This window comes from Comamonas sp. (genome assembly GCF_036643215.1).
Taxonomy (GTDB): Bacteria; Pseudomonadota; Gammaproteobacteria; order Burkholderiales; family Burkholderiaceae_C; genus Comamonas.
In genome coordinates this window covers 14,662-37,934 of the sequence record NZ_JAVXSJ010000005.1, presented here as the reverse complement: position 1 = coordinate 37,934, position 23,273 = coordinate 14,662, and the positions used below count along the sequence as shown (strand labels likewise).

Genomic DNA, 23,273 nt, shown 5'->3' with positions numbered 1-23,273 from the left:
ATTACTTCTACTCATTATCTATCTCTAATTTTCATCGCGTCAAAAAAATAATAAGGAATCTTCAATAATGACGAAATATTCAAAGTACGCAAAAATAAAAGCAAGAATGGAATTGCAGATTGCCGCAAAAATCTAATTTCAATCAGAAAATTAAAAAAGGCATTTAAAAATATATCTTCTTTTAAATTTTTATTGTCAAAATATAAACTTTTCAAATGACTGGCATAGAGATTACGCATTGGTGATCTAACGAAATATCTACTCTTCGTCTTAGAAGCTGTTACTTGCGATAAATTAATTCTGTACCCGCCCAAAATATCATCTAATCGAGCAGCAATGCCGCTATTCAAAAGAGAAATAGCAATAAAATAATCTAATGCTTCTCCATGAATTTTCTTTAAAAAATCTGCTGCAGATTTTCTATACATAAGGGAACTCGCAGCACCTAGCGAACCAAACTTTGCTAAATCCTTAAGAGTTATTTCATCTACATTAATAACTTCGCCAAGACGGTGATGCAAAGATGAATTAACATTTCCCCAATCATCGAAAATATCAACTCTATGCCAAACCAAAACATAATTTTTATTTTTACTCAAGAAATCATACTGAACTTGCAATTTACCTGGGTACGCAATATCATCCCCATCAAGGTGTGCAACGAATTCCCCTTGAGCTAATAGATGCGTCTGGACATAATTTCTCGTTGGACCGATATTTTCACCATGAAATAGTGAAAATATAACACTTGGATATTTTTTTTCAAAACTCTTGACTATTTCTCGAGTTCCATCAGTCGAAAAATCGTCTCCAACAATAATCTCAAAATCGAAATTTGTCTTTTGTTCCACAAGACTCTGTAAACATTGCCCTATATATTTTTCATGGTTATAGGTCACCACACAGATAGAGACTTTCGGCACCCGTCCCAACGACTCAGATTCAGCAATGGTAGGTGTATTAATTTGCAAAATATGGTTCTTCATTTAATATTTTAATACGGCTAGCCAGTGGAAAGGCCAAAATCAATAGCACAAAACCAATACCAACTAACTCCGCCGCTAGCAAGGCGCGATTTTCAAACCAAGGCATGAATTTCACAACTAATAGAACCGCAGCTATAGGCAGAAAAGCTGGACGAGCAATATCACACCACAACCAACTGCTGTGCATACCCGGAGAAAATCGACGATGCACTAGAGGTGTCCAAAATAAAAAATATATAGCATTGGCTACTAACCACGCCCAACCTGCCCCAATCATTCCGTAGTTTCTAGCAGCCAAAATAATAGATGGTATGAGAAAAAACAAAAATAATGCATTACCAATCAAGTGCATGCGTAAATTGCCTTTGGCATATTGTAAATAATATGGAAAGGCCCCCACGGCGAGAAATGTGTAGCCAATTGCATAAAGACTGAGGGCAGGGGCAGCTTTGCCGACCAGTGCCGCATCACCCGTCCATGCCCAAAGTACCTGCGGCGCGAAAAAAATCAGCACCAACGAGACAGGGATCGCCATGAGAGTAACAAGCTGCGTCGCTTGACGGTATACCGCTATTAACTGCTCTTCCCGCCCTTCAGCCTGTAGGCGGGTCATACGTGGCATAAGGGCACTTCCAACGGGTCCACTGACAATCATGATGCCGCCTGCCACTAGTACCGCCACTGTGAAATATCCATAGTCGGCTAGCGGCAAAATCTTCGATAGAACCAGCTTATCGGTCTGTGTTACCAGCACCCAAACTGACGAGGTAAATGCGATGGAAAGCGAGAACTTGAGCACAGGCTTAAGCGGTGCCCATTCCCAGTGGATGCGCTGGCCAGCAGGTATGCGCGGCAGCAGCCGGTAGGCCATCCAGGCCAAACCAAGAAGCTCCAGCAACGCCACGCCGAGCTGAAAACTAAAAAAAACCAGTGGTGTGGCGCTGACAAATATCAATACTGGCAATATCAACACAAAACGTCCAGTAGCAATTAGGCTGTTAAAGCCGCTAAGCCACACCAGCCGCTCCGCACCGGTGATGACCCCTCGATATAATCCGCACATCCAACGCAGTACAATATTTGCGGCAATGAGCTGCAGGGCAGTAGTGATTTCATTCAACGGCAATTGGTTAGCATTGAGCCAATTTCCGGCAATAGGCCTCGCCAATACAAAGAGCAACACTCCACCCAGCAGCGCCACCGCAACGAAAATGCCCTCTAGCGTTCGCGCCAAACGACGGTAATCCAGCACAGTTATGACGCCACCATTGAAACGCGCGCTTTCACGTGCCATGGTAGGAGTTAAGCCCATATCCAGCAAGTTGAACCAAGCTTGTAGCATTGTGAAGAAGCCAACCAAACCATAAGCCTCTGCCCCCATATAACGTATATACAGGGGAACCATAACGATGCCCACAGCCGTAACATAGAGCTGACTTGCGTAGTTTGCTAGGATATTTTTTCGAAAGGACATTAAATAGTCGCCGTAAACTCTTGCGCCAAAATCGACATCAGAATCATGTCCTTATAAATACCATTTTTCAAGATTACTTTCCTCAAAACCCCCTCTTCCTTAAATCCAACATTCTTATATAAATTTCTGGCACGAGTATTATCAGAAAGAACTGTTAAATGAATACGCTGCATTCCAATATCATTGAATGCATGAGAAAGCATATGGTGGGATGCAAATTTCCCAACGCCCTTGCTTTGATAATCTATTGCGCCAATCCAAATTGAAAATTCAGCCGATCTATTTACCCAATCAATAGATGTTAAATAAACAGCTCCAATGATTCCATCAGAATGGTCCTCGACGATAGCCAGCCTTACGGATGAATTTCTATTATTTATATAAGAAGAATACCAAGCCTCATCAACATCTTTATTGATATATCTAAATGGAGCCCCGAGATAATTTATTATCTCTCTATTATTACGCCATTCGTTAATTGATGGTATATCTTTCTTTTCAATCTCTCTTAGATGGTATTTCATGAGTTCATTTCTTCTATTAATATCTCTATATCACTTTCAACGAGCCCCTGGTAACAAGGGATTGCAACAAGTCTGCTAGCAAGAGTACTTTCAAATTCATTTAATTCATTTCTGTTTAGAGCATCTTGCCAATATGTGGGTATAAAAACACTATTTTCAGCCAGGTGATTTTTACTTATTAAATTTTTTGGCAAATATGGATAGCACAATGGTGTTATTGTGGAAAAATCAAAATTCAACTGATTTTTATCACCAAGAGCTTTCTGCAATATAGAAAAATTACGCAGTCGGCATTTTTGCACAGCCAAATAATCAATTGACTCCAATAGTTTCTGCGTAAGTACTGACATTTTCTTAGGCGAGCAATTTTCCAAGCTAGCTTCTGCTCGTTGATAGCTTGCATACCCCATTTCAGCAGAAAGCGCCAAGCGCGCGATGAGATGATCCATTCGCGAAATACTGTCTTCGTCTTGCTCAATAACTGGTGTAATCTCACGATTAGAAAACATTATTCCTCCGTCAGGCACACCAAAAAATTTACGGGGAGAATAGATAGTAGCTAAACAATTGTAAGGCCCCGCATAGAAAGCTTGAGAGCAATCAATAATTACTTGTTGGCGATTGTATTTTTCCAAAATACGATGAATGTTTGGCTCGCACCCTCCAAAATAATTTACATAAAGAAGTAAATCATTTTTCTCAAGCTCAATTTTTGTTGCAATGTCGAATTTTTCGTTAATATGAAAAAATACAAATTCCTTGCCTGAAAATTTAATTGGTGAAAGCATAGAGTCGCAGATATATGCAGGCATCCAAACACGAGAAACATTCGGCATACTTTGCAAAAGCGAGCAAAATGCAGCGCGCGCAGATTGGTACTGCAACGCACCTTGATGCCAAGTTCTTTTTTGTTGTGGAGTCTCCAGCTGGAGATATCCACCTATTGCGCTATTGGACGATGACACGAATTTCATTCTCCATGTTATCCATCATATTCAACATCTCCTCCATACTATCAAAATTGATAATCATAGTTCCCAATGTATCATTTGATCCAAGGTATTTTTTTACTTTTTCACCTGGTTGTATGTAGAGATCTTGCTCAATTATTTTTGGCTTAATTCGCTCAGATACCCACAATTCTTTGTATGCGCCATCCTCAAGCGAATGAATCATATAGCTTGACCAATAGCCATTAACGGGTTGCATTTTCAGATCGGAGCAAGATAGGCCCAATGCAGCATCCACAGTATATTTAATTAGATCCACATCCGTTCCATAGCGAATCACTTCTGGAATCAAACACCCTCCATTACGTGGGCCTAGCTCCAGAAAATAGAATCGTCCTTTTTCATCGAACACATAATCAAAATTTAGCGCCCCCGTTTTCATACCAAGCAAATCAAGCAAGCGTTGACTCTCTGCATGTGCAACATCTAACCATTCTTTAGGATGAGATGTAGGGAATGTTTGGCCAATCGGGACAAGCCCGTTGCACAGCTTATCAAAATGTTCATCTGCCCAGCAACGAAAAACCAGCTTTCCACCAATAATGAAACCATCGCCCGCAACCTGATAACGCGAGCGAATAATTTGTTGCTCAACGACTACCATTTTTTCACGAGAATAATGCAAGGCATGGTCAAACGCCGCATCAAAATCTTTGGCATCCAACAATTTCGTAACACCTTTGCTACCAGATGAATCTACTGGTTTGATAAAGGCAGGGACACCAATTTCGGCCAGCCACTTTCTAGCTTTTTCGCGTTCGTAAAAAGACTCCGAACGTGGCACATTAAACCCATGCTTTTTTAAAAATGCGCGAAATAAATCTTTACGCGCGAGCGTGAGTACCGATTGGTATGGGTTTCCAGGTAGCCCCATTTTTTCAGCGACATAGGCAGCTGTAGGGGCTGCAGGGTCTGAGGCATATGCAACAATGCCGTCAATATTGAGTTTTTGAGCAAGCGCCAATACAGCGTCTTTATCTGTTGTACTAGTGTTGTGCCATTCATCAGCCAACTTATGACCTGGGTTATCGGGCAAATAATCACAGGTAATAATGTAGTGACCTTGGGAGCGAGCGTAATGCAGCGGGGGAACTTGAGTCGGAGCTGCACCAAGAAAAAGTATTTTTTTTTGCATTATTAGTTCACCTTCAGAATGGCATTAACAACGGTTTCCTGCTGCTCAGCAGATAGCGATGGATAAATTGGCAAGCACAGCACCTGCTCTGCAGCGCGAGCAGCCACTGGCAAGCGAGCATGCCCAGAGGAAGGCAGACCGCGATACATGGGGAAATCGCTGATCAGCGGGTAGAAATAGCGTCGAGCATGAATGCCCTGTTCTTTGAGTTTTTGATATAGCGCATCGCGGCTCAATGGATAGTCGCTTTGTACTAGCACAGGGAAGTAGGAATGATTGGCCACGGTTTGCTGTCCTTGGGGCAGACAGTGAATACCTTTAACCCCTTTCAGCGCTTGGCGGTAGCGGGCGTCGATAGTAGCGCGAAGCTCCAGCACTTGGGGCATGTGCTTAAGCTGCAACAGACCAAAGGCAGCGTTGATCTCACTCATCTTGGCGTTGATGCCGGGAGCGGCGACTGTGGTCTCATCGACAAAACCAAAATTTTTCAGATGGTCGATGCGCTGCTTAGTTTTTGCATCGGGACAGATGATAGCTCCGCCCTCGAAGGTGTTAAACACCTTGGTGGCATGAAAGCTTAGCACCGATAGATCCCCATGACGCAGCACGCTGCCACCAGAATCCTGCACCGCAAAAGCATGGGCAGAATCATAGATAACGCGCAGATTGTAGTTATCAGCGATTTTCTGAATAGCCGCCGTGTCGCAGGGGTTGCCATAGCAGTGAACCGGCATGATCGCAGTGGTATGCGGAGTAATGGCAGCCTCAATCTTGGCCGGGTCAAGGTTAAGGGTACCCGGCTCCACATCCACAAATACGGGCTTGCAGCCATGCCACAGAAGCGAGTGCGCGGTGGCTACGAAGGAATACGGCGTGGTGATAACTTCGCCGGTAACTCGCAAGGCTTGCAGCGCAGTAATTAGAGCTAGGGTGCCATTGGAAAATAGAGCAATGTGCTTAACACCGAGGTAATCGCACAAGGCCTGCTCCAGCTGCTGATGAAATGGGCCTCCATTAGTGAGCACCTTGTTGCTCCAAATTTCTTCCAGATAGGGAATAAAGTCCTCCAACGGCGGGAGGTGAGGCTGAGTGACGTAGATTGGCTTATTACTCATGAATAAAGATACTTTTGAAATTTCTTGCATAGCGCTTTCTGCTTCACACTAAATCCTGAGCTGCAGTTTTTATTCAGTTTTACGGCAGCATGATGACAAAGATGAACAGGATTTACGACACCCACATTGATGAAGATACCCTCCTTACTTCACAAAATAATAACTTTCTGGCTATAAAAAACAGTTCTACCGAAGAATAAGACTGCTGTGTTTTTTCACATTACCAGACGGGAAATATCTGCTACTCGATTCACCGTTTCATGCAGAACGGCCAGCAGACAAAATCGGTTTACCTTCAACTCCTCGTCATCAGCATTAACCATAACGTTCTCAAAGAATGCATCTACAGGATTACGCAGTTCAGCTAAAGTTTTTAGGCTCGCTGTGTAATCACTTTCCGTAAACTGCTGCTGTGCTTTCGGTGCCAATTTTCGCAGTGCGATATAGAGCTCTCTTTCTGCCACCTCCAGCAACAATGCCTCATTCACCAGAGGCTGAACCACCATTTCCGCCTTCTTCAAGATATTGCCCACACGCTTATTAGCCGCAGCCAATGCTGGCGCTTCCGGCAACGCAGCAAACGCCCGCACCGCTTCCAACCGCTTTTGCACATCCGACAGGCGCTGGGGATGCAATGCCAACACAGCCTCCACCTCTTGGGCGCTATATCCTTGTTCGCGGAACATATTGGCCAGGCGGTCGTAAATAAATTCAACCAGCTGAGGAGTAGCGTCAGTGATCTTGTCACCAAAGGCGGGCAAGGTGCTAACCAGCAGGGTTTCCAGATCCAGCGCCAGCTCCTTTTCCACCAGCATGCGGATCACGCCCAGCGCGTGGCGGCGCAAGGCGAAGGGGTCACGGTCGCCGGTGGGCAGGTTGCCGATGCCGAACATGCCGACCAGGGTTTCCAGCTTGTCGGCCAGAGCCACGACCACGCCCACATCGTTGCGGGGCAGTTCGTCGCCAGCAAAGCGGGGCTTGTAGTGGTCTTCAATGGCGTCAGCCACAGCCACATCCAGCCCATCGTTCAACGCGTAGTAACGACCCATGGTCCCTTGCAGCTCGGGGAACTCGCCTACCATGTCGGTGACCAAGTCGGTCTTGGCCAGCATGGCTGCTTGGTCGGCTTGACGGCCTAGTTCGGGGTTACCCAGTTGCTGGGCAATGGTCTTGGCAATGGCACGTACACGGGCGATGCGTTCCCCCTGGGTACCCAGCTTGTTGTGATAAACGACCTTGTCCAGCAGTTCGACTCGGCTGGCCAGAGTTTTCTTACGGTCCTGGTCGAAGAAGAACTTGGCGTCGGCCAAGCGCGGACGCACCACTCGCTCGTTGCCGCCAGTTACGGCAGAGGTATCTTGGGGGCTGATGTTGCTCACCACCAGGAACTGGTGTGTGAGCTTGCCGTCGGCGCTCAGCAGCGGAAAGTACTTCTGATTGGCCTTCATGGTCAGAATCAAGCATTCCTGCGGCACGTTCAAGAATTCTTTTTCGAATTCACAAACCAGCACATTGGGGCGCTCGACCAGGGCCGTCACTTCGTCCAGCAAAGCTTCATCATCAATAGCATGCACGCCACCGCCAATGCGGTCTGCAGCAGCTTTGAGCTGAGCAGCGATGTCCGCACGGCGCTCGGTAAAGCTGGCGATTACGGCGCCTTCGCTGCGCAGTTGCTCGGCATAGCTGTCAGCGCCCTGGATGACGACGGGGTCAACAGCAGCTTCAAAGCGGTGGCCGTGGGTGGCCGAACCTGCGGTCAGCCCCAGTGTCTTCACGCCGATCAGCACTTCGGTACCGTGCATCACAACCAGACCGTGGGCGGGGCGCACAAAGTGCACGCTGCTCCAGCCGTCCTGCAGCTGGTAGCGCATGACCTTGGGGATGGGCAGCTTGGCCAGAGCTTCGTCCAGCGACTTTTGCACGCCGTCGGTCAGCATCACGCCCTTAGCAGTGGATTCATAGAACAGGGCTTCAGCCTTGCCTTCGCCTTGACGCTTCAGATCTGCAACAGCAGATTCATCGGCCCCCAGCGCAGCCAGCTTTTTGAGCAATGCGGCGGTGGGCTTGCCTTCTGCGTCCAAAGCCACGGCCACAGGCATCAGCTTTTGCGAGATGGCCTTGTCTTCGGCTTGCGCCAGCACTTCAGTGACATGCACGGCCAGACGGCGGGGTGATGCGTAGGCGGTCAGGCGGGATTCGGTGGATGCCAGCAGGCCCTGGGCCTTGAGCTGATCGAAGATGACGGCGGCAAAAGCATCACCCAGCTTTTGCAGCGCCTTGGGGGGCAGCTCTTCGACAAACAGTTCAACCAGTAGATTCGATGCGTTCATGATATTTTGATAGCTGCTAGCGCTTGATAGATAAGGACTAGCGGCAGATATTGCTTATATGTGGGACTTCAGTGAAGCGTGGCAGAGAGCTTGCGCGACTCAGGCGGCCTTCTTGGCGGCCTGCTCTGCGGCTTTGGCCAGCTCGGCCAGCACTTCATCGGCATGGGCCTTGGGCGCCATGGGGAAGCCCAGGCGCGCACGGCTGTCTAGGTAGCTCTTGCCCACGGCACGGGCCAGGTTGCGGATGCGGCCGATATAGGCAGCGCGCTCGGTCACGCTGATGGCGCCACGGGCGTCCAGCAGGTTGAAGGTGTGAGCGGCCTTGAGCACTTGCTCATAGGCTGGCAGAGCCAGCTGGGCTTCAATCAACTGGTTGGCTGTGTCTTCGTGGGCGTTGAAAGCGCTGAACAAAAAGTCCACATTCGAGTGTTCGAAGTTGTAAGTGGACTGCTCCACCTCATTCTGGTGGAACACGTCGCCGTACTTCAGGCCGTCTGTGTAGACCAGGTCGTACACCGATTCCTTGCCCTGCAGATACATGGCCAAGCGTTCCAGACCGTAGGTGATTTCGCCGGTGGCAGGCTTGCAGTCAATCCCGGCCACTTGCTGGAAGTAGGTGAACTGAGTCACTTCCATGCCGTTGAGCCAGACTTCCCAGCCCAGGCCCCATGCGCCGAGAGTTGGATTTTCCCAGTCATCTTCCACAAAACGGATGTCGTTCTTCTTCAGATCGAAGCCCAGCGCTTCGAGCGAGCCCAGGTACAGCTCCAAAATATTGTCGGGTGCAGGCTTCAGAACGACCTGGAACTGGTAGTAATGCTGCAGGCGGTTAGGGTTCTCGCCAAAGCGGCCATCCTTGGGGCGGCGGCTGGGCTGCACATAAGCTGCCTTCCATGGCTCAGGGCCAATGGCGCGCAGAAATGTGCCGGTGTGCGAGGTACCGGCGCCAACTTCCATGTCATAGGGCTGGAGCAGTGCACAGCCTTGTTCGGCCCAATAGGACTGCAATTTCAGAATGATTTGTTGGAAGGTCAGCATGACAAAAGGTACGTTCACGCGGCAGAAATAATCTGTCGCTTATCTATATAGGAGTGTCTGGGCGGTCTAGCCGCGTAGACAGTGATTCTAAGTCTGAGAGTCCTACGCTGGGCGTAGGCTGTATCCGCGGCCCCACGGAATGCATTCTCCAAGGGAGCTACTGCAGATGAGATTTCAAAATGTGAAAGTTCGTACAGCGCTGCTTCCGCGCCAATGCGATTGAAATCAGGTTTCTTAGGCATCTAGCCCATATAGATAAAGCACAAGACGCTCACTTTTTTAACAATTTCCCTGCCGTTCCTTGGCGATAGCGGGGCTGCGCGGCCTGCCAGCCTCCTAGAATGTTTCATTTCCCGTCATCCACTTCTGGAGCTCGCCATGGATTTCATGAAAATCATCACCAAGCAACTGATTGAAATCATCGAATGGACCGATGATTCGCGCGACACGCTGTCGTACCGCTGGCCTGATGAGGACAAGGAAATCAAGAACGGCGCCCAGCTGATCGTTCGCGAGTCGCAACAGGTTCAGTTTGTCTCCGAAGGCCAGTTCGTCGACCTGTTCAATCCGGGTCGCTATCAGCTGACCACGCAGAACATTCCCATCCTGTCCACACTGCGTGGCTGGAAGTACGGCTTCAACTCGCCCTTCAAGTGCGATGTTTACTACATCAACACACGCTTGTTCACGGGCAACAAATGGGGCACGTCCAACCCCATCATGATGCGTGACAAGGACTTTGGCGTAATCCGTCTGCGCGCCTTTGGTACCTATGACTTCCGCATCGTGGACCCAGCCAAGTTCCTCAAGGAAGTGGCGGGCACCGATCAAAATTTCCGCCTGGACGAGTTTGCTGACACGATGCGCTCGCGCATCGTCAGCATCTTCTCTGAAGCGCTGGCCAAGGCACAAATTCCCGCGCTTGACGTGGCCCAGCGCTATAGCGAGCTGGGTGATGCGCTGCTGCAGCTCATCAACCCACCTGTCGCAGAAAAATATGGCCTGGAGATCACCAGCTTCCTGCTGGAAAACGTCTCCGTGCCGCCTGAAGTCGAGCAAGCCATCGACAAGCGCTCAAGCATGGGCGCCATTGGCAACCTCAACGATTATGTGAAGTACCAGATGGGCCAAGCAATGGCCAACGGCGGCGAAGGCGCAGCTGCGGCCACCATCCCCGCCACCATGGCCATGGGCTTTGGCATGGCACAAGAGATGATGAAAGGCATGCAGTCTGGCGGCGGCGGCGCTATCGCAGCAGGAGCAGCTGCCGTAGACCCCTTCTCGCCTGCAGCCTCACAGGCTGCGCAAACACCTGCCGCCCCCGCTGCAAGTGGACTGCAAGTTCTGACTCCTGCTCAAGCAGCGCAGGTGCTGGGCGTGGCCGAGGCCGATGTACTAGCCGAAATTCAGGCAGGCAACCTCAAGGCCCGCCAGATCGGCAGCCAGTGGCGTATTGCGCAGGCGGCACTTGACGAGTTCTTGAGAGGGTAAAAGCCCCCTGAGCCGCGACACGGCTTTCCCCTCTCTCGCTTCGCGGGAGGGGTCGACGCCCTCTTGCTGCGGGGCGGCCCTTCCCGGCGTCTCTTTGATTGACTGCGCCGGTGTCCAAGGTCCAATGCAGTGCCTTTGAGAAATGCACGCCGTGACCGACAAAGCCCCCTCTTCCAGCTATTCCCCTGCCACTGAAGTCGCGCCGCCCGCCATGGTCGGTAAACATGTCTGTCCGGAATGCGCAGGCAATTTAGAGTGGAATGCCAAAGCCCAATCGCTCAAGTGCCCCTACTGCGGCACGGTGGTGCCCTGGAGTGAGGAAACGCAGCCTGAACTAGGTCAGGCCGTCTTGGAGCAGGATTTAGCCGAGGCTTTGCGTAACCCTGCTAACGGCCGCGGCTGGGGAACGAATGAGCGCTACGAGGTGCAATGCCAGAACTGCCGTGCCATTTCGGTCTTTCTGAACAAAACAACAGCCCAGCGCTGTGACTTTTGCGGTTCACCCGCCATCGTGGCCCACGAAGAGCGCAATGACGCCATCACGCCGCAAAGCATCTTGCCGTTCAAGATCAGCGACGGGCAGGTTCGCGACAAGATTCGCCAGTGGTATGGCAGCCGCTGGTTTGCGCCCAGCAAACTCAAAAGCGCAGCACTGACCGATACGCTGCACGGCGTATACCTGCCCTATTGGACGTTTGACGCCCACGCCGCCGCTCAGTGGCGCGCCGAGGCCGGCTATTACTACTACACCACCGAGTCGTATCGTGACAGCAACGGCAATGTGCAAACCCGCCAAGTGCAGCATGTGCGCTGGGAGTCGGCATCAGGCAGCTTGCAGCATTTTTTTGACGATGAACTGGTGCCCGGCACCGTCGGTGTGCAACCCAATCTGCTGCGCCAGATTGAGCCCTTTCCCACCTCCACTGACCTCAAACCCTACAGCCCCGAGTTTGTGCGCGGCTGGACGGTAGAGCGTTACCAGGTGGACCTGAGCAAAGCCGCCAAGCTCAACGAAGGAGATATGGATAGCCAGCTGCGCAGCCTTTGCTCACAGCAGGTCCCCGGCGATACTCAGCGTAACCTGCAGGTTCAGCGCCAGTACTCAGGCCGCACCTTCAAACACACGCTGGTACCCGCCTGGCTGGTGGGCTATACCTACGGCAGCAAGACCTACCAAATCGTGGCCAATGGCTATACCGGGCAGATTGCCGGTGAGCGGCCTTATAGCTGGGCGAAGATTGCGCTGGCCATGCTGTGCGCGATGGTAGCCTTACTGATCGTGTTCGGACTCTCGCAGAGCGGGTAATGCCTGCACAGAAAAAACGGCCGTCACTTGGCTGCCGCTTTTTATCGAGCTCGTGCTGCTTCAGCCTGTAAAGACTTCGGCCTGCTTAAAAGTGGGCTGCTTTTGGTCTTTGTCAGACAGCAGAAAATCCATACCCAGATCTGGCCACTGAATGTCAATGTCCGTATCGTTCCAAACGATACCGCGCTCTGCCTGCGGCGCGTAATAGGCCGTGGTTTTATACATCACATTCGCTGTGTCACTCAGAACGAGAAATCCGTGCGCGAACCCTGGAGGAATCCAAAGCTGCTGAGCATTCTTCGCCGAGAGTTGGTGACTCACCCACTTACCGAAATTCGGAGAATTCTGACGAATATCGACCACGACATCCCAGATTTCACCATGAACCACATAGATCAATTTCCCTTGCGCACAAGATGAAACTTGATAGTGCAAGCCTCTTAAAACTCCTCGACAACTATAGCTGAGGTTGTCTTGTAAGAAGACGATATCCTTATCCAAAAATTCAGCATAACTACGATGATTGAACGTTTCTTGAAAAGACCCGCGCGCATCCATCCAAACCTTGGGCTCAAGCAAAATGAGTTCCGGAAAAGCGGTGAGCAAACGTCTCAAAATTTATGCCCTTTAATGCATTGCATTAAATATTTACCATAGCCATTTTTAAGCAGCGGCTGGGCAAGTTTTTCCAGTTGAGCGGCATCAATCCAGCCAGAACGAAAAGCAATTTCCTCAGGACAAGAAACTTTAAGCCCCTGTCTCTGTTCAAGCGTCGCAATAAACTGCCCCGCTTCTAACAAGCTATCGTGCGTTCCTGTATCCAGCCACGCGTATCCACGCCGCATGAGCTGTACGTTGAGCTGCAATTTTTCTAGGTACAACCTGTTTAGGTCTGTGATTTCTAGCTCACCGCGCGGTGATGGCTTGAGCGCTTTGGCCATCTCGACCACTTGGTCATCGTAGAAATACAGCCCTGTAACCGCAAAATTGGATTTTGGTTTTTCCGGCTTTTCCTCCAACGACAGGACCTTACCGTACTCGTCAAACTCAGCAACACCATAGCGTTCGGGATCTTGCACGTGATAAGCAAACACGCTCGCACCCTCCTGTTGCTCACTGGCTTCTTTGAGTAATCGCTGAAAGTCGTGGCCGTAAAAAATATTGTCACCCAGCACCAGCGTACTGGGTGAGCCGTTGAGAAAAGCCTCGCCAATGATGAATGCCTGCGCCAAACCATCCGGGCTGGGTTGCACTGCATATTCAAGGTTCAGGCCCCACTGACTGCCGTCACCCAGCAACTGCTCGAAACGCGGCGTGTCCTGCGGCGTGCTAATAATCAAAATGTCGCGTATGCCCGCCAGCATCAGCGTGCTCAGCGGATAGTAAATCATGGGTTTGTCGTAGATCGGCAGCAGTTGCTTGCTAATGGCAAGCGTTGCAGGATGGAGGCGCGTGCCCGAGCCACCAGCCAAGATGATGCCTTTGCGTGCTTTTGTCATGGATCGTTTCCCTTCGTGCGGGCTTTATATTTAGAGAATCTCTTGCAGCATGCGGTCTACGCCGCACTTCCAGTGCGGTAAATGCAGCTTCATCGCTGCCTGCAATTGATCAGTATTGAGGCGCGAATTCAGGGGGCGAGCAGCAGGTGTGGGGAAGGCCGTTGTCGGCACTGCCGCAATGTCCTGCACTTTCCAGGCCAAGTCAGGTCGCAGGTTTTTAGCCCGCTCAATTACATAACTGGCATAGGCATGCCAGTTGGTCTCACCTGACGCGACGAGATGGTAAACACCCAGGTCGGCGGAATGCTGGGTCACATGTCGAATCGCATGAGCGCTGATGTCTGCAATCAGGTCAGCGCCCGTTGGGGCACCCCACTGGTCGTCAATAACGCTGAGTTTTTCACGCTCCTGCGCCAAGCGCAGCATGGTCTTGGCAAAATTACCGCCACGTGCCGCATAAACCCAACTGGTGCGAAAAATCAGATGTCTGCAGCCCGTCTGCGCAATGCGCTGCTCACCTTCGAGTTTGGTGCGGCCGTAGACCGACAAGGGACCGACCTCATCACTTTCCTTATGGGCTATGGTTCCAGCGCCATCGAACACATAGTCGGTACTGTAGTGCACAAGCAAAGCACCAAGTTTCTGGGCTTCCTCAGCCATCAACGCAGGTGCCTCGGCATTCAAGCGCCGAGCCAGATCTGGCTCACTCTCTGCCTTATCCACGGCCGTATGAGCCGCTGCATTGACGATGACATCCGGCCGCACATCACGAATGACCTGCGCCAGAGCCAACAGATCGGAGATATCTCCACCTTTATCGCGGCGATCAAGAGCCAGTAACTCACCCAGCGGGGCGAGGCTGCGCTGCAACTCCCAGCCCACTTGACCGTTTTTACCCAGCAGCAAAATTTTCATGCTGGCTTACTCCGCGTACTGCTTTTGTACCCAGTCGCGATAGCTGCCAGACTGAACGTTAGCCACCCATTCAGGGTTTTCCAAATACCACTGAACCGTTTTCCGGATACCCGTTTCAAAGGTTTCAGCAGGCGTCCAGCCTAGTTCACGCTCAAGCTTGCGGGCATCAATGGCATAGCGACGGTCATGCCCGGGACGATCCTGTACATAGGTGATCTGCTGTGCATACAGCAGGCCATCCTTGCGGGGGCTAAGCTCATCAAGCAAGCCGCATACCGTCTTGACGATATCGATATTGGCCTTCTCGTTCCAGCCGCCCACGTTATAGGTCTCACCCAGCTTGCCAGCATCCAGAACCCGGCGAATGGCGCTGCAATGGTCGCGCACATACAGCCAGTCACGGACTTGCATGCCATCGCCGTAAACAGGCAGGGGCTTGCCAGCCAAGGCGTTGACAATCACCAGTGGGATCAGCTTTTCAGGGAAGTGCAACGGCCCGTAGTTGTTGCTACAGTTGGTGGTGAGCACCGGCAAGCCGTAGGTATGGTGCCAGGCACGAACCAGATGATCGCTGGCCGCCTTGCTGGCCGAATATGGGCTATTGGGCTCATAGTTGTGCTCTTCTGTGAACGCTGGTGCAGTGGGCGACAAAGTGCCATACACCTCATCGGTCGACACATGCAAAAAGCGGAAATCCTTCTTTAAGCCAGCATCAAGGCCGCCCCAATATGCGCGCACGGCTTCCAGCAAGCGAAAGGTGCCGACCACATTGGTCTGAATAAAGTCCTCAGGACCATGGATTGAGCGATCCACATGCGACTCAGCCGCAAAGTTCACCACAGCGCGAGGCTGATGCTTTGCCAGCAAAGCAGCCATCTGCTGACCATCGCCAATATCCGCCTGCACAAAGATGTGGCGAGGCTCGCTCATGACACTACTCAGATTTTCAAGATTTCCGGCGTAAGTCAGCTTGTCAATATTGACAACCGATTCACCTGTATTTGCCAGCCAATCCAAAACGAAATTAGCACCAATAAAACCCGCACCGCCGGTTACAAAAATCATGAAAACAACCTTAAATTAAAACTCGAATGATCTCAGCGCGGATGGGATACCTAGAGCAGTCTCAACCCCAGCGCTTTTCAGCCATCACCAGCAAACCATCAAAAATCAGGTTATTGATCAGCTGAAAGGGGCGAGTCATGCTTGGAGACATCTTCCAGCCCGCACCGCCGGCCATGATGCACATGGGCTCAGCGCCGCAATGCTCGGCCAGATGCTGGTACATGCGTTCAACAGCTCCCGCGATGGCATAGGTGCCGCCGCTGGTCAATGCATCACTGGTGTTCCTGGGAAAGCTTTTGACATCTCCCGTGGGGACATGCAGGCCAGCAGTTCCCCCTTCCAAGGCTTTGAGCATGATGCCATGACCGGGAATAATCAGGCCGCCGAGGAAGTGGCCTTGGGCATCCATGGCATCCACCGTGACAGCGGTGCCGACCATGACGGTAATCAATGGCCTTGGGTCACCCAGCTGCAGCATATGGTGGCGCGCACCAATCATTGCGACCCAGCGATCTGCGCCTAGCCGGGAAGGATGGTCATAACCATTGCTCACCCCCGCCTCGGCGGTGGAGGGAACGGCCCACTGAGGCTCGAAGTTCCAGCCCACCATGAGTTCAATTTGTTCATGCACGCGGCGTCTTGCCGTCTCTCCAGCCACGACGCAGCCCAGCATACGATCGGGCGCCGGCAAGCCTGCCCAGGCCCCTTCTGCCAGTCGCTCGATATGCTCCAGAAACTCCGCCCCATGCGCCAGCAAGGCAGCCCCAGGGCGGTGATCTTCATACATGGCCCACTTCAAACGGGTGTTGCCAATGTCTATCGCCAAAAATGTCATGCGGCGGATTATCAGTACTTTTCCCCGCTGCAGGCACTCGGTTGCAACATTCATTACCTATTGATGGGAAATTGTCAAAAAAGCGCAGAGCCCATGTCATGCAAGGAATCTTCTGTATTTCCATGTAAAGTGAAACGCTTATTTCTTCCATCACTTTGAGGAGTCGAAAACCATGGGTCTGTTCAGTTTCATCAAGGAAGCCGGTGAAAAACTGTTTGGCGGCAGCGATGCACATGCGGCAGCGCCATCGGACGACTTGAATGTCAAGGCGGCTCAAGCCATCGCAAACTACATCAACACACAGAATCTGGGCGTCTCCAATCTGCAGGTGCAGTTCGATGGATCTCAAGGTAAGGTCACGGTGCAAGGCGTAGCCCCCACCCAGACTGCGAAGGAAAAAGTCACACTGTGCTGCGGTAACGTCGCCAATGTCCAGTCTGTGGACAACCTGATGAGCGTCACCAACCCCGAACCCGAAGCCCAGTACCATGATGTGGTGCGCGGCGACACACTGTCGGCAATCTCCAAGAAGTACTACGGCGACGCCAACAAGTACAACACCATCTTTGAAGCCAACAAGCCCATGCTCAGCAACCCGGACAAGATTTATCCGGGTCAGAAGCTGCGTATCCCTGCGCTTTAAACACAATTAACACCAAAAAAGCGCTCAGATGAGCGCTTTTTTCATACAGCCAACGATAGACTGCTTTCCATGAAAACTCTGCTCACAGGCGGCGCCGGTTATATCGGCAGCCACACCGCCATCGAATTGCTCAGCCACGGCCATGAAGTCGTGATCTTTGACAACTTCAGCAACAGCCACCCAGAAGCCATTCTGCGAGTAGAGAAAATCACTGGGCGCTCGATTCCGGTCATTCGCGGCGACATTCGCGACCAGAGTGCACTGGAGCAGGCACTTAAAGAGCACAGCATAGACAGCGTGGTGCACTTTGCGGGCAAGAAGGCGGTTGGCGAATCTGTCGCCCAGCCCGTGGACTATTACGACAACAACGTCAACGGCACCCTGGTTCTGCTGCGTGCGATGAAGAACCAGAATGTGCGCAAGCTGGTGTTCAGCTCATCAGCCACAGTCTATGGCTCGCCGCAGTATCTGCCGCTCAATGAAGAACACCCCACTTCTGCCACCAACCCTTATGGTCGCAGCAAGCTCATGGTGGAAGAGATTCTGGCTGACCTCTACCGCTCTGACTCGCAGTGGTCACTGGCTGTGCTGCGCTACTTCAACCCCATCGGTGCGCATGCAAGCGGCCTGATTGGCGAAGACCCCTCGGACATTCCCAACAACCTGCTGCCCTTTGTCGCACAGGTCGCCGTGGGCCGCCGCGAGAAGCTGCAGATTTTTGGCGGCGACTATGACACGGTGGATGGCACCGGCGTGCGCGACTACATCCACGTCGTGGATCTGGCCCGGGGCCATGTCAAGGCGCTAGAAAAACTGGCGGGCTTGGCTCAGCCCGAACTGCTAACTGTCAACCTGGGCACCGGCAAAGGCTATAGCGTGCTTGAAGTTCTGCACGCCTTTGAAAAGTCGTGCGGCAAAACCTTGCCCTATGCAATCGCCGAGCGCCGTCCTGGTGACGTGGCCAGCTGCTACGCCAACCCGGACCACGCCCTGAAAACCCTGAGCTGGCAGGCCGAGCACAGCTTGGATGCCATGTGTGCTGACACCTGGCGCTGGCAGAGCCAGAACCCGAACGGCTACCGCGAGGCTTAAGTTTGTGGCTGCTCTGGCATCACTGACTCCAGGGCAGGCCGCGTTTGCGCCAGCCGCTCAAGCTGCCCCGCTGACCATTGGCGTCCACATCGCCTTCAAAGCCTTCGAGGATGTTGTAAGCCTCAATGCCCAGACCTGTGGCGCGCTGGGCGGCTGCGACGGAGCGCACGCCGCTGCGGCATAGCAACACGACTTTTTTGCCTTCGGGCACGGCTGCGCGAAGCTGCTCATCGAAGTTCTGATTGGCCGCCATGCCTGGCCACTGCTTCCACGCCACGGCAATCGCGCCCGGCACCTTGCCTACCCATTCACGCTCGGCATCGGTGCGTACATCGACCAGCACGGCTTCGCCGCTTTGCAGCCATTGCCAGGCCAGCTCCGCTGGCACATCGCCGGCATAGCCGGTTGCGGGCTGAATTTGCGTCGTATTGTTCATATTGAATCCTTGTTGTTGACTGCCACTGCACTCCGCCTACTCCCAGGCGGGAAGCGGCTTGTCTCTCAATGACCTGCGCAACTGCTTCCAGTCGGGCAGTACCTGCTCCACCACGGACCAGAACTGCGGGCTGTGATCCATATGGTGCAGATGCGCCAGCTCATGCACCACCACATAGTCAATGATTTGCGGGCTGTGCTGCATCAGCCGCCAGTTCAGCCGGATGATTCCACCGCTAGTGGCGCTGCCCCAGCGCGTGCTGGCACTGCTCAGCCGCAGTGCATTCCAGCGCACATCCATCTGGGCGGCATAGTGCAGCATGCGCGCGGTGAAATGGGTGCGGGCTTCCCGCAAAATCCAGGCCTGAACGGCGGCGCGAATCTGCGCTGCAGAGGCCTGTGCAGTTAGCGGCAGGTGCAAGCTTTGTACACCGTCCGCCGCCTGTTCTCTATGGGTTTGCCGGGTGCGCAAAGGCTGGGTGGCACCGCCCGTCAGCCGCAGCGCCATAGGTTGACCCAGATAGCCCAGCAGCCCACCTTCTTTCCAGAAGATGCGGGCTTCGTTCTTGATCTGCTGACGCTGGCCTGATTCCTGCAGTTTGCGCACAATCCAGTCGGCCTTGGTCTGAAGCGCAGATTCGATATCCCCCATGCCCAGCCATTGCGGCGCTGTGACCTCGAGGCCTTGCGCCCCTACACTAAAGCCGATGCTGCGGCGCGCTGAACGGCGCAGCAAGTAAGCCACGCTACGCCCTTGTAGCTGCGCGCTGTGACTGGCACCGGGGTGCACAGGCAAGGCCGCCTGCGCTAGCGGCTCATCTTCTACAAAATCAATAGCATCTACCGCTCGATCAGCAAGCGGTTGAGCCGTATTTCTCTCAAAATCAAGCGCGGCCTGCTCTGCATCAATCGCCGCGCTGCGCAAGCGCCTGCGCGGTATCAAGCCGCCCTGCCCGTCCTCCACCGCAGGCGGCGTCAGCCATTGCCAAGCTTGCTGCAAGCGATCGCCTGTGGACATGGGTTAGGTTTCTCGGCTGATTAACTTTTGTGGGCGTAAGCCTCGGGGTCAAGACGCTGCATTTCTGCTTCGATCCAGGCCTCAACCTCCGCCATCAGCTCATCATGCTTGCGGCCGACGGAAGGAATGGGTTGACCAATGGACACATCCACCACACCGGGCGACTTAATGAAAGCCTTGCGTGGCCAGCACTTGGCTGAAGTCACGGCGACGGGCACCACGGGAGCTCCCGTCATGATGGCCAGGCGCGTGGCACTGGTCTTGTATTCGCCCTTTTCGCCGCGCTTGATGCGTGTCCCTTCGGGGAACATGATGACCCATGTACCTTGATCGAGCAGGCGCTTGCCCTGCTCTACCACCTTGTGAAAAGCGCGCGAGCGCTGGGCGCGGTCGATGTGGATCATGTCCAGAGCACCAATAGACCAGCCAAAGAACGGAACCTTGAGCAACTCCTTCTTGAACACATAGGCCAGTGGGCGCGGCATGATGGCTGGCATCAAGAAGGTCTCGTAGGTGGACTGGTGCTTGACCAGCAACACCACGCCTTGCTTGGGGTCGGTTGGCAGGTTCTCCATGCCCTGCACGCGGTACTGAATCCCCATGATGACCTTGGCACTGTCTACCGACAGCTTGAGCCACGCACGGGCCACGCGATAAGTCTTGGAGGATGAACCGCTAACCCACTTGGTCAAAAGCACAGCGAGGGTGTAGGGGATGACAGTGACGACCATCCACAGCATGTGGAGGACTGAACGGATCAGGGACATGACGGCAATCGAAAAGCTTGAGGGCAGGCACCCGTTGATGGGGCTCAAAAATCTGCAAGAAACATAGCAGCTTGCGCTGATCTTTCAAGCGGTTGAGACTATTTTGACCTGAAACCTGAAATCAATGGGAGACAGGCGCTGAATCGGCTGTGGGAGCTCCGCCATCACTGAGCGGCAGCAGCATGTTGACCACGGCTTCCAGATCAGGATAACGCTCACTGCCCTCTGGCAGATTGGCATCGCCGCTGGACTCGGGTCTGGCTGTGGATTCCACAAACACCAGATTTGCACCCAGCGCCTTGCCGGCCTGCAAATGCTCTACACCGCTGCCAATGGCCCAGATTTCCTGGCCTTCCGCACCATAGCGGTCAGCAATCTGCTCAAACAAGGCGGCACCCGGCTTGCGGCACAGGCAATCTTCATCGGGGGCATGAGGGCAGAAAAAAACGGCTTCGACCCTGGCACCCACGGCCGCCAGCTCACGCTGCATCTTGGCGTGCACGGCGTTGAGCTCAATCACATCAAACAGCCCGCGCCCCAGCCCCGGCTGATTGGTCGCCACCACCACATGCCAGCCTGCGCGATTGAGACGCGAGACCGCCTCCAGCGCACTGGGCACAGCCACCCATTCATCGGGACTTCCGATAAAGCCTTGCGCACCCCATTCATTCAGGGTGCCATCACGGTCAAGAATTGCGATCTTCATGAAGGAGGCTTTAGGTCAGTGACGTCGGTGACAAAAAAGCCCGCTTACCTTGAGGTCAAGCGGGCTTGCGATCAAGGCTCCAGAGCTTACTGGCCTTCCCAGCGCTTGAGCACCAGGGAAGCATTGGTGCCACCAAAACCAAAGCTGTTGGACAGCACGGTCTTCAGTTCGGCATCACGGGTCTGAGTGACCAGAGGCATATCGCCCAGCAGCGGATCAGGAGTATCCACGTTCACAGAACCGGCGATAAAGCCCTTGTTCATCATGATCAGGCAGTAAATGGCTTCCTGCACACCGGTAGCGCCCAGCGAGTGGCCGGTCAGCGACTTGGTGGACGAGAACGGAGGCACCTTGTCACCAAACAGCGCACGCATGGCGCGCACTTCCTGCATATCGCCCACAGGGGTCGATGTACCGTGTGTGTTGATGTAGTCGATGGGGGCATCGATGGTTTCCATGGCTTGCTGCATGCAAGCAATGGCACCGTCACCCGAAGGTGCGACCATGTCTTCACCGTCGCTGGTAGCACCGAAACCGACCACTTCGGCCAGAATGTTGGCACCACGGGCCAGAGCGTGCTCCAGGCTTTCCAGCACCACCGCACCGCCGCCGCCAGCAATGACGAAACCGTCACGGTTGGCATCGTAGGCACGCGAAGCCTTCTCGGGCGATTCGTTGTTCTTGCTGGACATGGCACCCATGCCGTCAAACAGCAAGGACATGCCCCAGGACAGCTCTTCGCCGCCGCCAGCAAACATCACATCTTGCATGCCCCAGGCGATCTGCTGGGCAGCAGCGCCAATGCAGTGGGCCGAGGTAGAGCAAGCCGAGGTGATGGAGTAGTTGATGCCTTTGACCTTGAAGTTGGTCGCCAGACAGGCAGACACGGTAGAGCTCATGCAGCGCGTGACCTGATACGGCCCCACGCGGCGGATGCCCTTTTCGCGCAGCGTATCAGCCGCTTCAATCTGGTTGGCTGGCGAGCCGCCGCCCGAGCCCATGATCAGGCCGGTACGGGGATGGCTCACCTGCTCAGGCGTCAGGCCCGCTTGCTTGATGGCGTCTTCCAGAGCGATCTGCGAGTAAGCCGCAGCGTCACCCATGAAGCGCAACTGCTTGCGATCAATGCGTGCTTCGATGTCGATTTCAGGGATACCGGCCACCTGCGAGCGCATGCCCAGCTCGGTGAACTTCGGCATGGCCTTGATACCGGTGCGGCCTTCGCGCAGCGAAGTCTCCACCGTTGCCAGGTCATTACCAATGCACGAGACAATGCCCGCGCCGGTGATCACTACCCGCTTCTTGCTCATGCTGGCGTTCCCTTGGCACCGTCTTCGCGCAGGAACAGACCCACGCGCAGATCATTGGCCACGTAGATTTCCTTGCCGTCAGCCAGCAGGCGTGCATCGCCAATGGCCATGTTCAGCTTGCGCTTGATGACGCGCTTGATATTGATTTCATAGGTCACCAGCTTGACGTCCGGGCCCACTTCGCCTGTGAACTTCACTTCGCCAGCGCCCAGAGCGCGGCCCTTGCCGGGCAGACGCAGCCAGGTCAGGTAAAAGCCGATCAGCTGCCACATGGCATCGAGGCCCAGGCAACCGGGCATGACGGGATCGCCCTGGAAGTGGCACTTGAAGAACCACAGGTCGGGGTTCACATCCAGCTCAGCCACAATCTTTCCCAGACCGTGCTCGCCGCCGTCTTCATCAATGTGCGTGATGCGATCGAACATCAGCATGGGAGGCAGGGGCAGACGTCCGCTATCAGCGCCAAACAGCTTGCCTTCGCCGGACGCGATCAATTGTTCGTAGGAAAAAGATTCAGCCATTCTTTCAATTGCTCCACGGCAGCCTGTGCAAGCTACCCGTTACTCTATATTTGGGTGG

General features: G+C 53.2%; 23 protein-coding genes. 4 read left to right on the top strand and 19 right to left on the bottom strand.

Features of this window, described 5'->3' with window-relative positions:
• Positions 1–14: 14 nt before the first annotated feature.
• From RSF91_RS05455 to glyQ, 8 genes are all read right to left on the bottom strand, one after another.
• The gene (locus RSF91_RS05455; RefSeq protein WP_332567462.1) at positions 15–986 is read right to left on the bottom strand and encodes a glycosyltransferase; all 972 of its coding nucleotides are present in this window, start codon (positions 984–986) and stop codon (positions 15–17) included.
• Complete coding sequence (locus RSF91_RS05450; RefSeq protein WP_332567461.1) at positions 961–2,460, bottom strand: oligosaccharide flippase family protein; 1,500 nt, start codon at positions 2,458–2,460, stop codon at positions 961–963. Before RSF91_RS05450 ends, RSF91_RS05455 begins: the two co-directional genes overlap by 26 nt.
• The gene (locus RSF91_RS05445) at positions 2,460–2,984 is read right to left on the bottom strand and encodes a GNAT family N-acetyltransferase (RefSeq protein WP_332567460.1); all 525 of its coding nucleotides are present in this window, start codon (positions 2,982–2,984) and stop codon (positions 2,460–2,462) included. The genes RSF91_RS05450 and RSF91_RS05445 overlap by 1 nt, the downstream gene beginning before the upstream one ends.
• Complete coding sequence (locus RSF91_RS05440) at positions 2,981–3,949, bottom strand: hypothetical protein (RefSeq protein ID WP_332567459.1); 969 nt, start codon at positions 3,947–3,949, stop codon at positions 2,981–2,983. The genes RSF91_RS05445 and RSF91_RS05440 overlap by 4 nt, the downstream gene beginning before the upstream one ends.
• Entirely contained in the window at positions 3,933–5,129 is a 1,197-nt protein-coding gene (locus tag RSF91_RS05435; protein ID WP_332567458.1) for an ATP-binding protein, read from the bottom strand. Before RSF91_RS05435 ends, RSF91_RS05440 begins: the two co-directional genes overlap by 17 nt.
• Before the next feature lie 2 nt (positions 5,130–5,131).
• Positions 5,132–6,274 carry a DegT/DnrJ/EryC1/StrS family aminotransferase gene (locus tag RSF91_RS05430; protein WP_332567457.1) on the bottom strand — a complete coding sequence of 381 codons (1,143 nt, stop codon included), beginning with the start codon at positions 6,272–6,274 and terminating at the stop codon, positions 5,132–5,134.
• Positions 6,275–6,459: 185 nt separating this feature from the next.
• Positions 6,460–8,574 carry a glycine--tRNA ligase subunit beta gene (glyS, locus tag RSF91_RS05425; RefSeq protein ID WP_332567456.1) on the bottom strand — a complete coding sequence of 705 codons (2,115 nt, stop codon included), beginning with the start codon at positions 8,572–8,574 and terminating at the stop codon, positions 6,460–6,462.
• A gap of 99 nt (positions 8,575–8,673) precedes the next feature.
• Positions 8,674–9,612 carry a glycine--tRNA ligase subunit alpha gene (gene glyQ, locus RSF91_RS05420; protein ID WP_332567455.1) on the bottom strand — a complete coding sequence of 313 codons (939 nt, stop codon included), beginning with the start codon at positions 9,610–9,612 and terminating at the stop codon, positions 8,674–8,676.
• A gap of 378 nt (positions 9,613–9,990) precedes the next feature.
• Between glyQ and RSF91_RS05415 the strand changes: the two genes are divergently transcribed.
• Both RSF91_RS05415 and RSF91_RS05410 read left to right on the top strand, forming a co-directional pair.
• Positions 9,991–11,103, top strand: a complete 1,113-nt coding sequence (locus RSF91_RS05415) for an SPFH and helix-turn-helix domain-containing protein (protein WP_332567454.1) — start codon at positions 9,991–9,993, stop codon at positions 11,101–11,103.
• A 211-nt stretch (positions 11,104–11,314) separates the two neighbouring features.
• On the top strand, positions 11,315–12,409 hold the full coding sequence (locus RSF91_RS05410; RefSeq protein WP_332567562.1) for a zinc ribbon domain-containing protein: 1,095 nt from the start codon (positions 11,315–11,317) through the stop codon (positions 12,407–12,409).
• A 60-nt stretch (positions 12,410–12,469) separates the two neighbouring features.
• Here RSF91_RS05410 and rfbC read toward each other — a convergent pair whose 3' ends face one another.
• The 5 genes from rfbC to RSF91_RS05385 form a co-directional block, all read right to left on the bottom strand.
• Positions 12,470–13,024, bottom strand: a complete 555-nt coding sequence (gene rfbC, locus RSF91_RS05405) for a dTDP-4-dehydrorhamnose 3,5-epimerase (protein ID WP_332567453.1) — start codon at positions 13,022–13,024, stop codon at positions 12,470–12,472.
• On the bottom strand, positions 13,021–13,908 hold the full coding sequence (gene rfbA / locus RSF91_RS05400; RefSeq protein ID WP_332567452.1) for a glucose-1-phosphate thymidylyltransferase RfbA: 888 nt from the start codon (positions 13,906–13,908) through the stop codon (positions 13,021–13,023). Before rfbA ends, rfbC begins: the two co-directional genes overlap by 4 nt.
• Before the next feature lie 30 nt (positions 13,909–13,938).
• Complete coding sequence (gene rfbD, locus RSF91_RS05395; protein WP_332567451.1) at positions 13,939–14,823, bottom strand: dTDP-4-dehydrorhamnose reductase; 885 nt, start codon at positions 14,821–14,823, stop codon at positions 13,939–13,941.
• A gap of 6 nt (positions 14,824–14,829) precedes the next feature.
• Positions 14,830–15,888, bottom strand: coding sequence for a dTDP-glucose 4,6-dehydratase (rfbB, locus tag RSF91_RS05390; protein WP_332567450.1), 1,059 nt, complete (start codon positions 15,886–15,888; stop codon positions 14,830–14,832).
• Between the two features lie 61 nt (positions 15,889–15,949).
• Positions 15,950–16,723: a type III pantothenate kinase gene (locus RSF91_RS05385; RefSeq protein ID WP_332567449.1), complete on the bottom strand. Its 774-nt coding sequence runs from the start codon at positions 16,721–16,723 to the stop codon at positions 15,950–15,952.
• A gap of 172 nt (positions 16,724–16,895) precedes the next feature.
• Here RSF91_RS05385 and lysM point away from each other — a divergent pair, with 172 nt between their 5' ends.
• Positions 16,896–17,366 (top strand): peptidoglycan-binding protein LysM, encoded by a 471-nt coding sequence (gene lysM / locus RSF91_RS05380; protein WP_332567448.1) that lies wholly within the window; start codon positions 16,896–16,898, stop codon positions 17,364–17,366.
• A gap of 69 nt (positions 17,367–17,435) precedes the next feature.
• Positions 17,436–18,458: a UDP-glucose 4-epimerase GalE gene (gene galE, locus RSF91_RS05375; protein ID WP_332567447.1), complete on the top strand. Its 1,023-nt coding sequence runs from the start codon at positions 17,436–17,438 to the stop codon at positions 18,456–18,458.
• A gap of 19 nt (positions 18,459–18,477) precedes the next feature.
• Here the strand turns inward: galE and RSF91_RS05370 are convergent, their stop codons facing one another.
• The 6 genes from RSF91_RS05370 to fabA form a co-directional block, all read right to left on the bottom strand.
• The gene (locus RSF91_RS05370; protein WP_332567446.1) at positions 18,478–18,894 is read right to left on the bottom strand and encodes a rhodanese-like domain-containing protein; all 417 of its coding nucleotides are present in this window, start codon (positions 18,892–18,894) and stop codon (positions 18,478–18,480) included.
• Positions 18,895–18,930: 36 nt separating this feature from the next.
• Positions 18,931–19,911 carry a M48 family metallopeptidase gene (locus RSF91_RS05365; protein ID WP_332567445.1) on the bottom strand — a complete coding sequence of 327 codons (981 nt, stop codon included), beginning with the start codon at positions 19,909–19,911 and terminating at the stop codon, positions 18,931–18,933.
• Between the two features lie 20 nt (positions 19,912–19,931).
• Positions 19,932–20,678 (bottom strand): lysophospholipid acyltransferase family protein, encoded by a 747-nt coding sequence (locus RSF91_RS05360; RefSeq protein ID WP_332567444.1) that lies wholly within the window; start codon positions 20,676–20,678, stop codon positions 19,932–19,934.
• Between the two features lie 121 nt (positions 20,679–20,799).
• Positions 20,800–21,384, bottom strand: coding sequence for a D-glycero-alpha-D-manno-heptose-1,7-bisphosphate 7-phosphatase (locus RSF91_RS05355; protein WP_332567443.1), 585 nt, complete (start codon positions 21,382–21,384; stop codon positions 20,800–20,802).
• A gap of 86 nt (positions 21,385–21,470) precedes the next feature.
• The gene (gene fabB / locus RSF91_RS05350; RefSeq protein WP_169107485.1) at positions 21,471–22,694 is read right to left on the bottom strand and encodes a beta-ketoacyl-ACP synthase I; all 1,224 of its coding nucleotides are present in this window, start codon (positions 22,692–22,694) and stop codon (positions 21,471–21,473) included.
• A complete protein-coding gene (fabA, locus tag RSF91_RS05345; protein WP_099735623.1) occupies positions 22,691–23,215 on the bottom strand; it encodes a bifunctional 3-hydroxydecanoyl-ACP dehydratase/trans-2-decenoyl-ACP isomerase in 525 nt (174 codons plus the stop codon). Before fabA ends, fabB begins: the two co-directional genes overlap by 4 nt.
• Positions 23,216–23,273: the final 58 nt, after the last annotated feature.

What these genes read in the sequence shown, in the direction of transcription:
- rfbA (WP_332567452.1), bottom strand. Translation starts at nt 13,908, where the DNA reads ATGACAAAAGCACGCAAAGGCATCATCTTGGCTGGTGGCTCGGGCACG.
- RSF91_RS05445 (WP_332567460.1), bottom strand. Translation starts at nt 2,984, where the DNA reads ATGAAATACCATCTAAGAGAGATTGAAAAGAAAGATATACCATCAATT.
- RSF91_RS05435 (WP_332567458.1), bottom strand. Translation starts at nt 5,129, where the DNA reads ATGCAAAAAAAAATACTTTTTCTTGGTGCAGCTCCGACTCAAGTTCCC.
- RSF91_RS05365 (WP_332567445.1), bottom strand. Translation starts at nt 19,911, where the DNA reads ATGTCCACAGGCGATCGCTTGCAGCAAGCTTGGCAATGGCTGACGCCG.
- RSF91_RS05360 (WP_332567444.1), bottom strand. Translation starts at nt 20,678, where the DNA reads ATGTCCCTGATCCGTTCAGTCCTCCACATGCTGTGGATGGTCGTCACT.
- RSF91_RS05455 (WP_332567462.1), bottom strand. Translation starts at nt 986, where the DNA reads ATGAAGAACCATATTTTGCAAATTAATACACCTACCATTGCTGAATCT.
- RSF91_RS05450 (WP_332567461.1), bottom strand. Translation starts at nt 2,460, where the DNA reads ATGTCCTTTCGAAAAAATATCCTAGCAAACTACGCAAGTCAGCTCTAT.
- galE (WP_332567447.1), top strand. Translation starts at nt 17,436, where the DNA reads ATGAAAACTCTGCTCACAGGCGGCGCCGGTTATATCGGCAGCCACACC.
- fabB (WP_169107485.1), bottom strand. Translation starts at nt 22,694, where the DNA reads ATGAGCAAGAAGCGGGTAGTGATCACCGGCGCGGGCATTGTCTCGTGC.
- RSF91_RS05410 (WP_332567562.1), top strand. Translation starts at nt 11,315, where the DNA reads ATGGTCGGTAAACATGTCTGTCCGGAATGCGCAGGCAATTTAGAGTGG.
- glyQ (WP_332567455.1), bottom strand. Translation starts at nt 9,612, where the DNA reads ATGCTGACCTTCCAACAAATCATTCTGAAATTGCAGTCCTATTGGGCC.
- RSF91_RS05415 (WP_332567454.1), top strand. Translation starts at nt 9,991, where the DNA reads ATGGATTTCATGAAAATCATCACCAAGCAACTGATTGAAATCATCGAA.
- RSF91_RS05430 (WP_332567457.1), bottom strand. Translation starts at nt 6,274, where the DNA reads ATGCAAGAAATTTCAAAAGTATCTTTATTCATGAGTAATAAGCCAATC.
- rfbB (WP_332567450.1), bottom strand. Translation starts at nt 15,888, where the DNA reads ATGATTTTTGTAACCGGCGGTGCGGGTTTTATTGGTGCTAATTTCGTT.
- glyS (WP_332567456.1), bottom strand. Translation starts at nt 8,574, where the DNA reads ATGAACGCATCGAATCTACTGGTTGAACTGTTTGTCGAAGAGCTGCCC.
- RSF91_RS05385 (WP_332567449.1), bottom strand. Translation starts at nt 16,723, where the DNA reads ATGACATTTTTGGCGATAGACATTGGCAACACCCGTTTGAAGTGGGCC.
- fabA (WP_099735623.1), bottom strand. Translation starts at nt 23,215, where the DNA reads ATGGCTGAATCTTTTTCCTACGAACAATTGATCGCGTCCGGCGAAGGC.
- RSF91_RS05370 (WP_332567446.1), bottom strand. Translation starts at nt 18,894, where the DNA reads ATGAACAATACGACGCAAATTCAGCCCGCAACCGGCTATGCCGGCGAT.
- lysM (WP_332567448.1), top strand. Translation starts at nt 16,896, where the DNA reads ATGGGTCTGTTCAGTTTCATCAAGGAAGCCGGTGAAAAACTGTTTGGC.
- RSF91_RS05355 (WP_332567443.1), bottom strand. Translation starts at nt 21,384, where the DNA reads ATGAAGATCGCAATTCTTGACCGTGATGGCACCCTGAATGAATGGGGT.
- rfbD (WP_332567451.1), bottom strand. Translation starts at nt 14,823, where the DNA reads ATGAAAATTTTGCTGCTGGGTAAAAACGGTCAAGTGGGCTGGGAGTTG.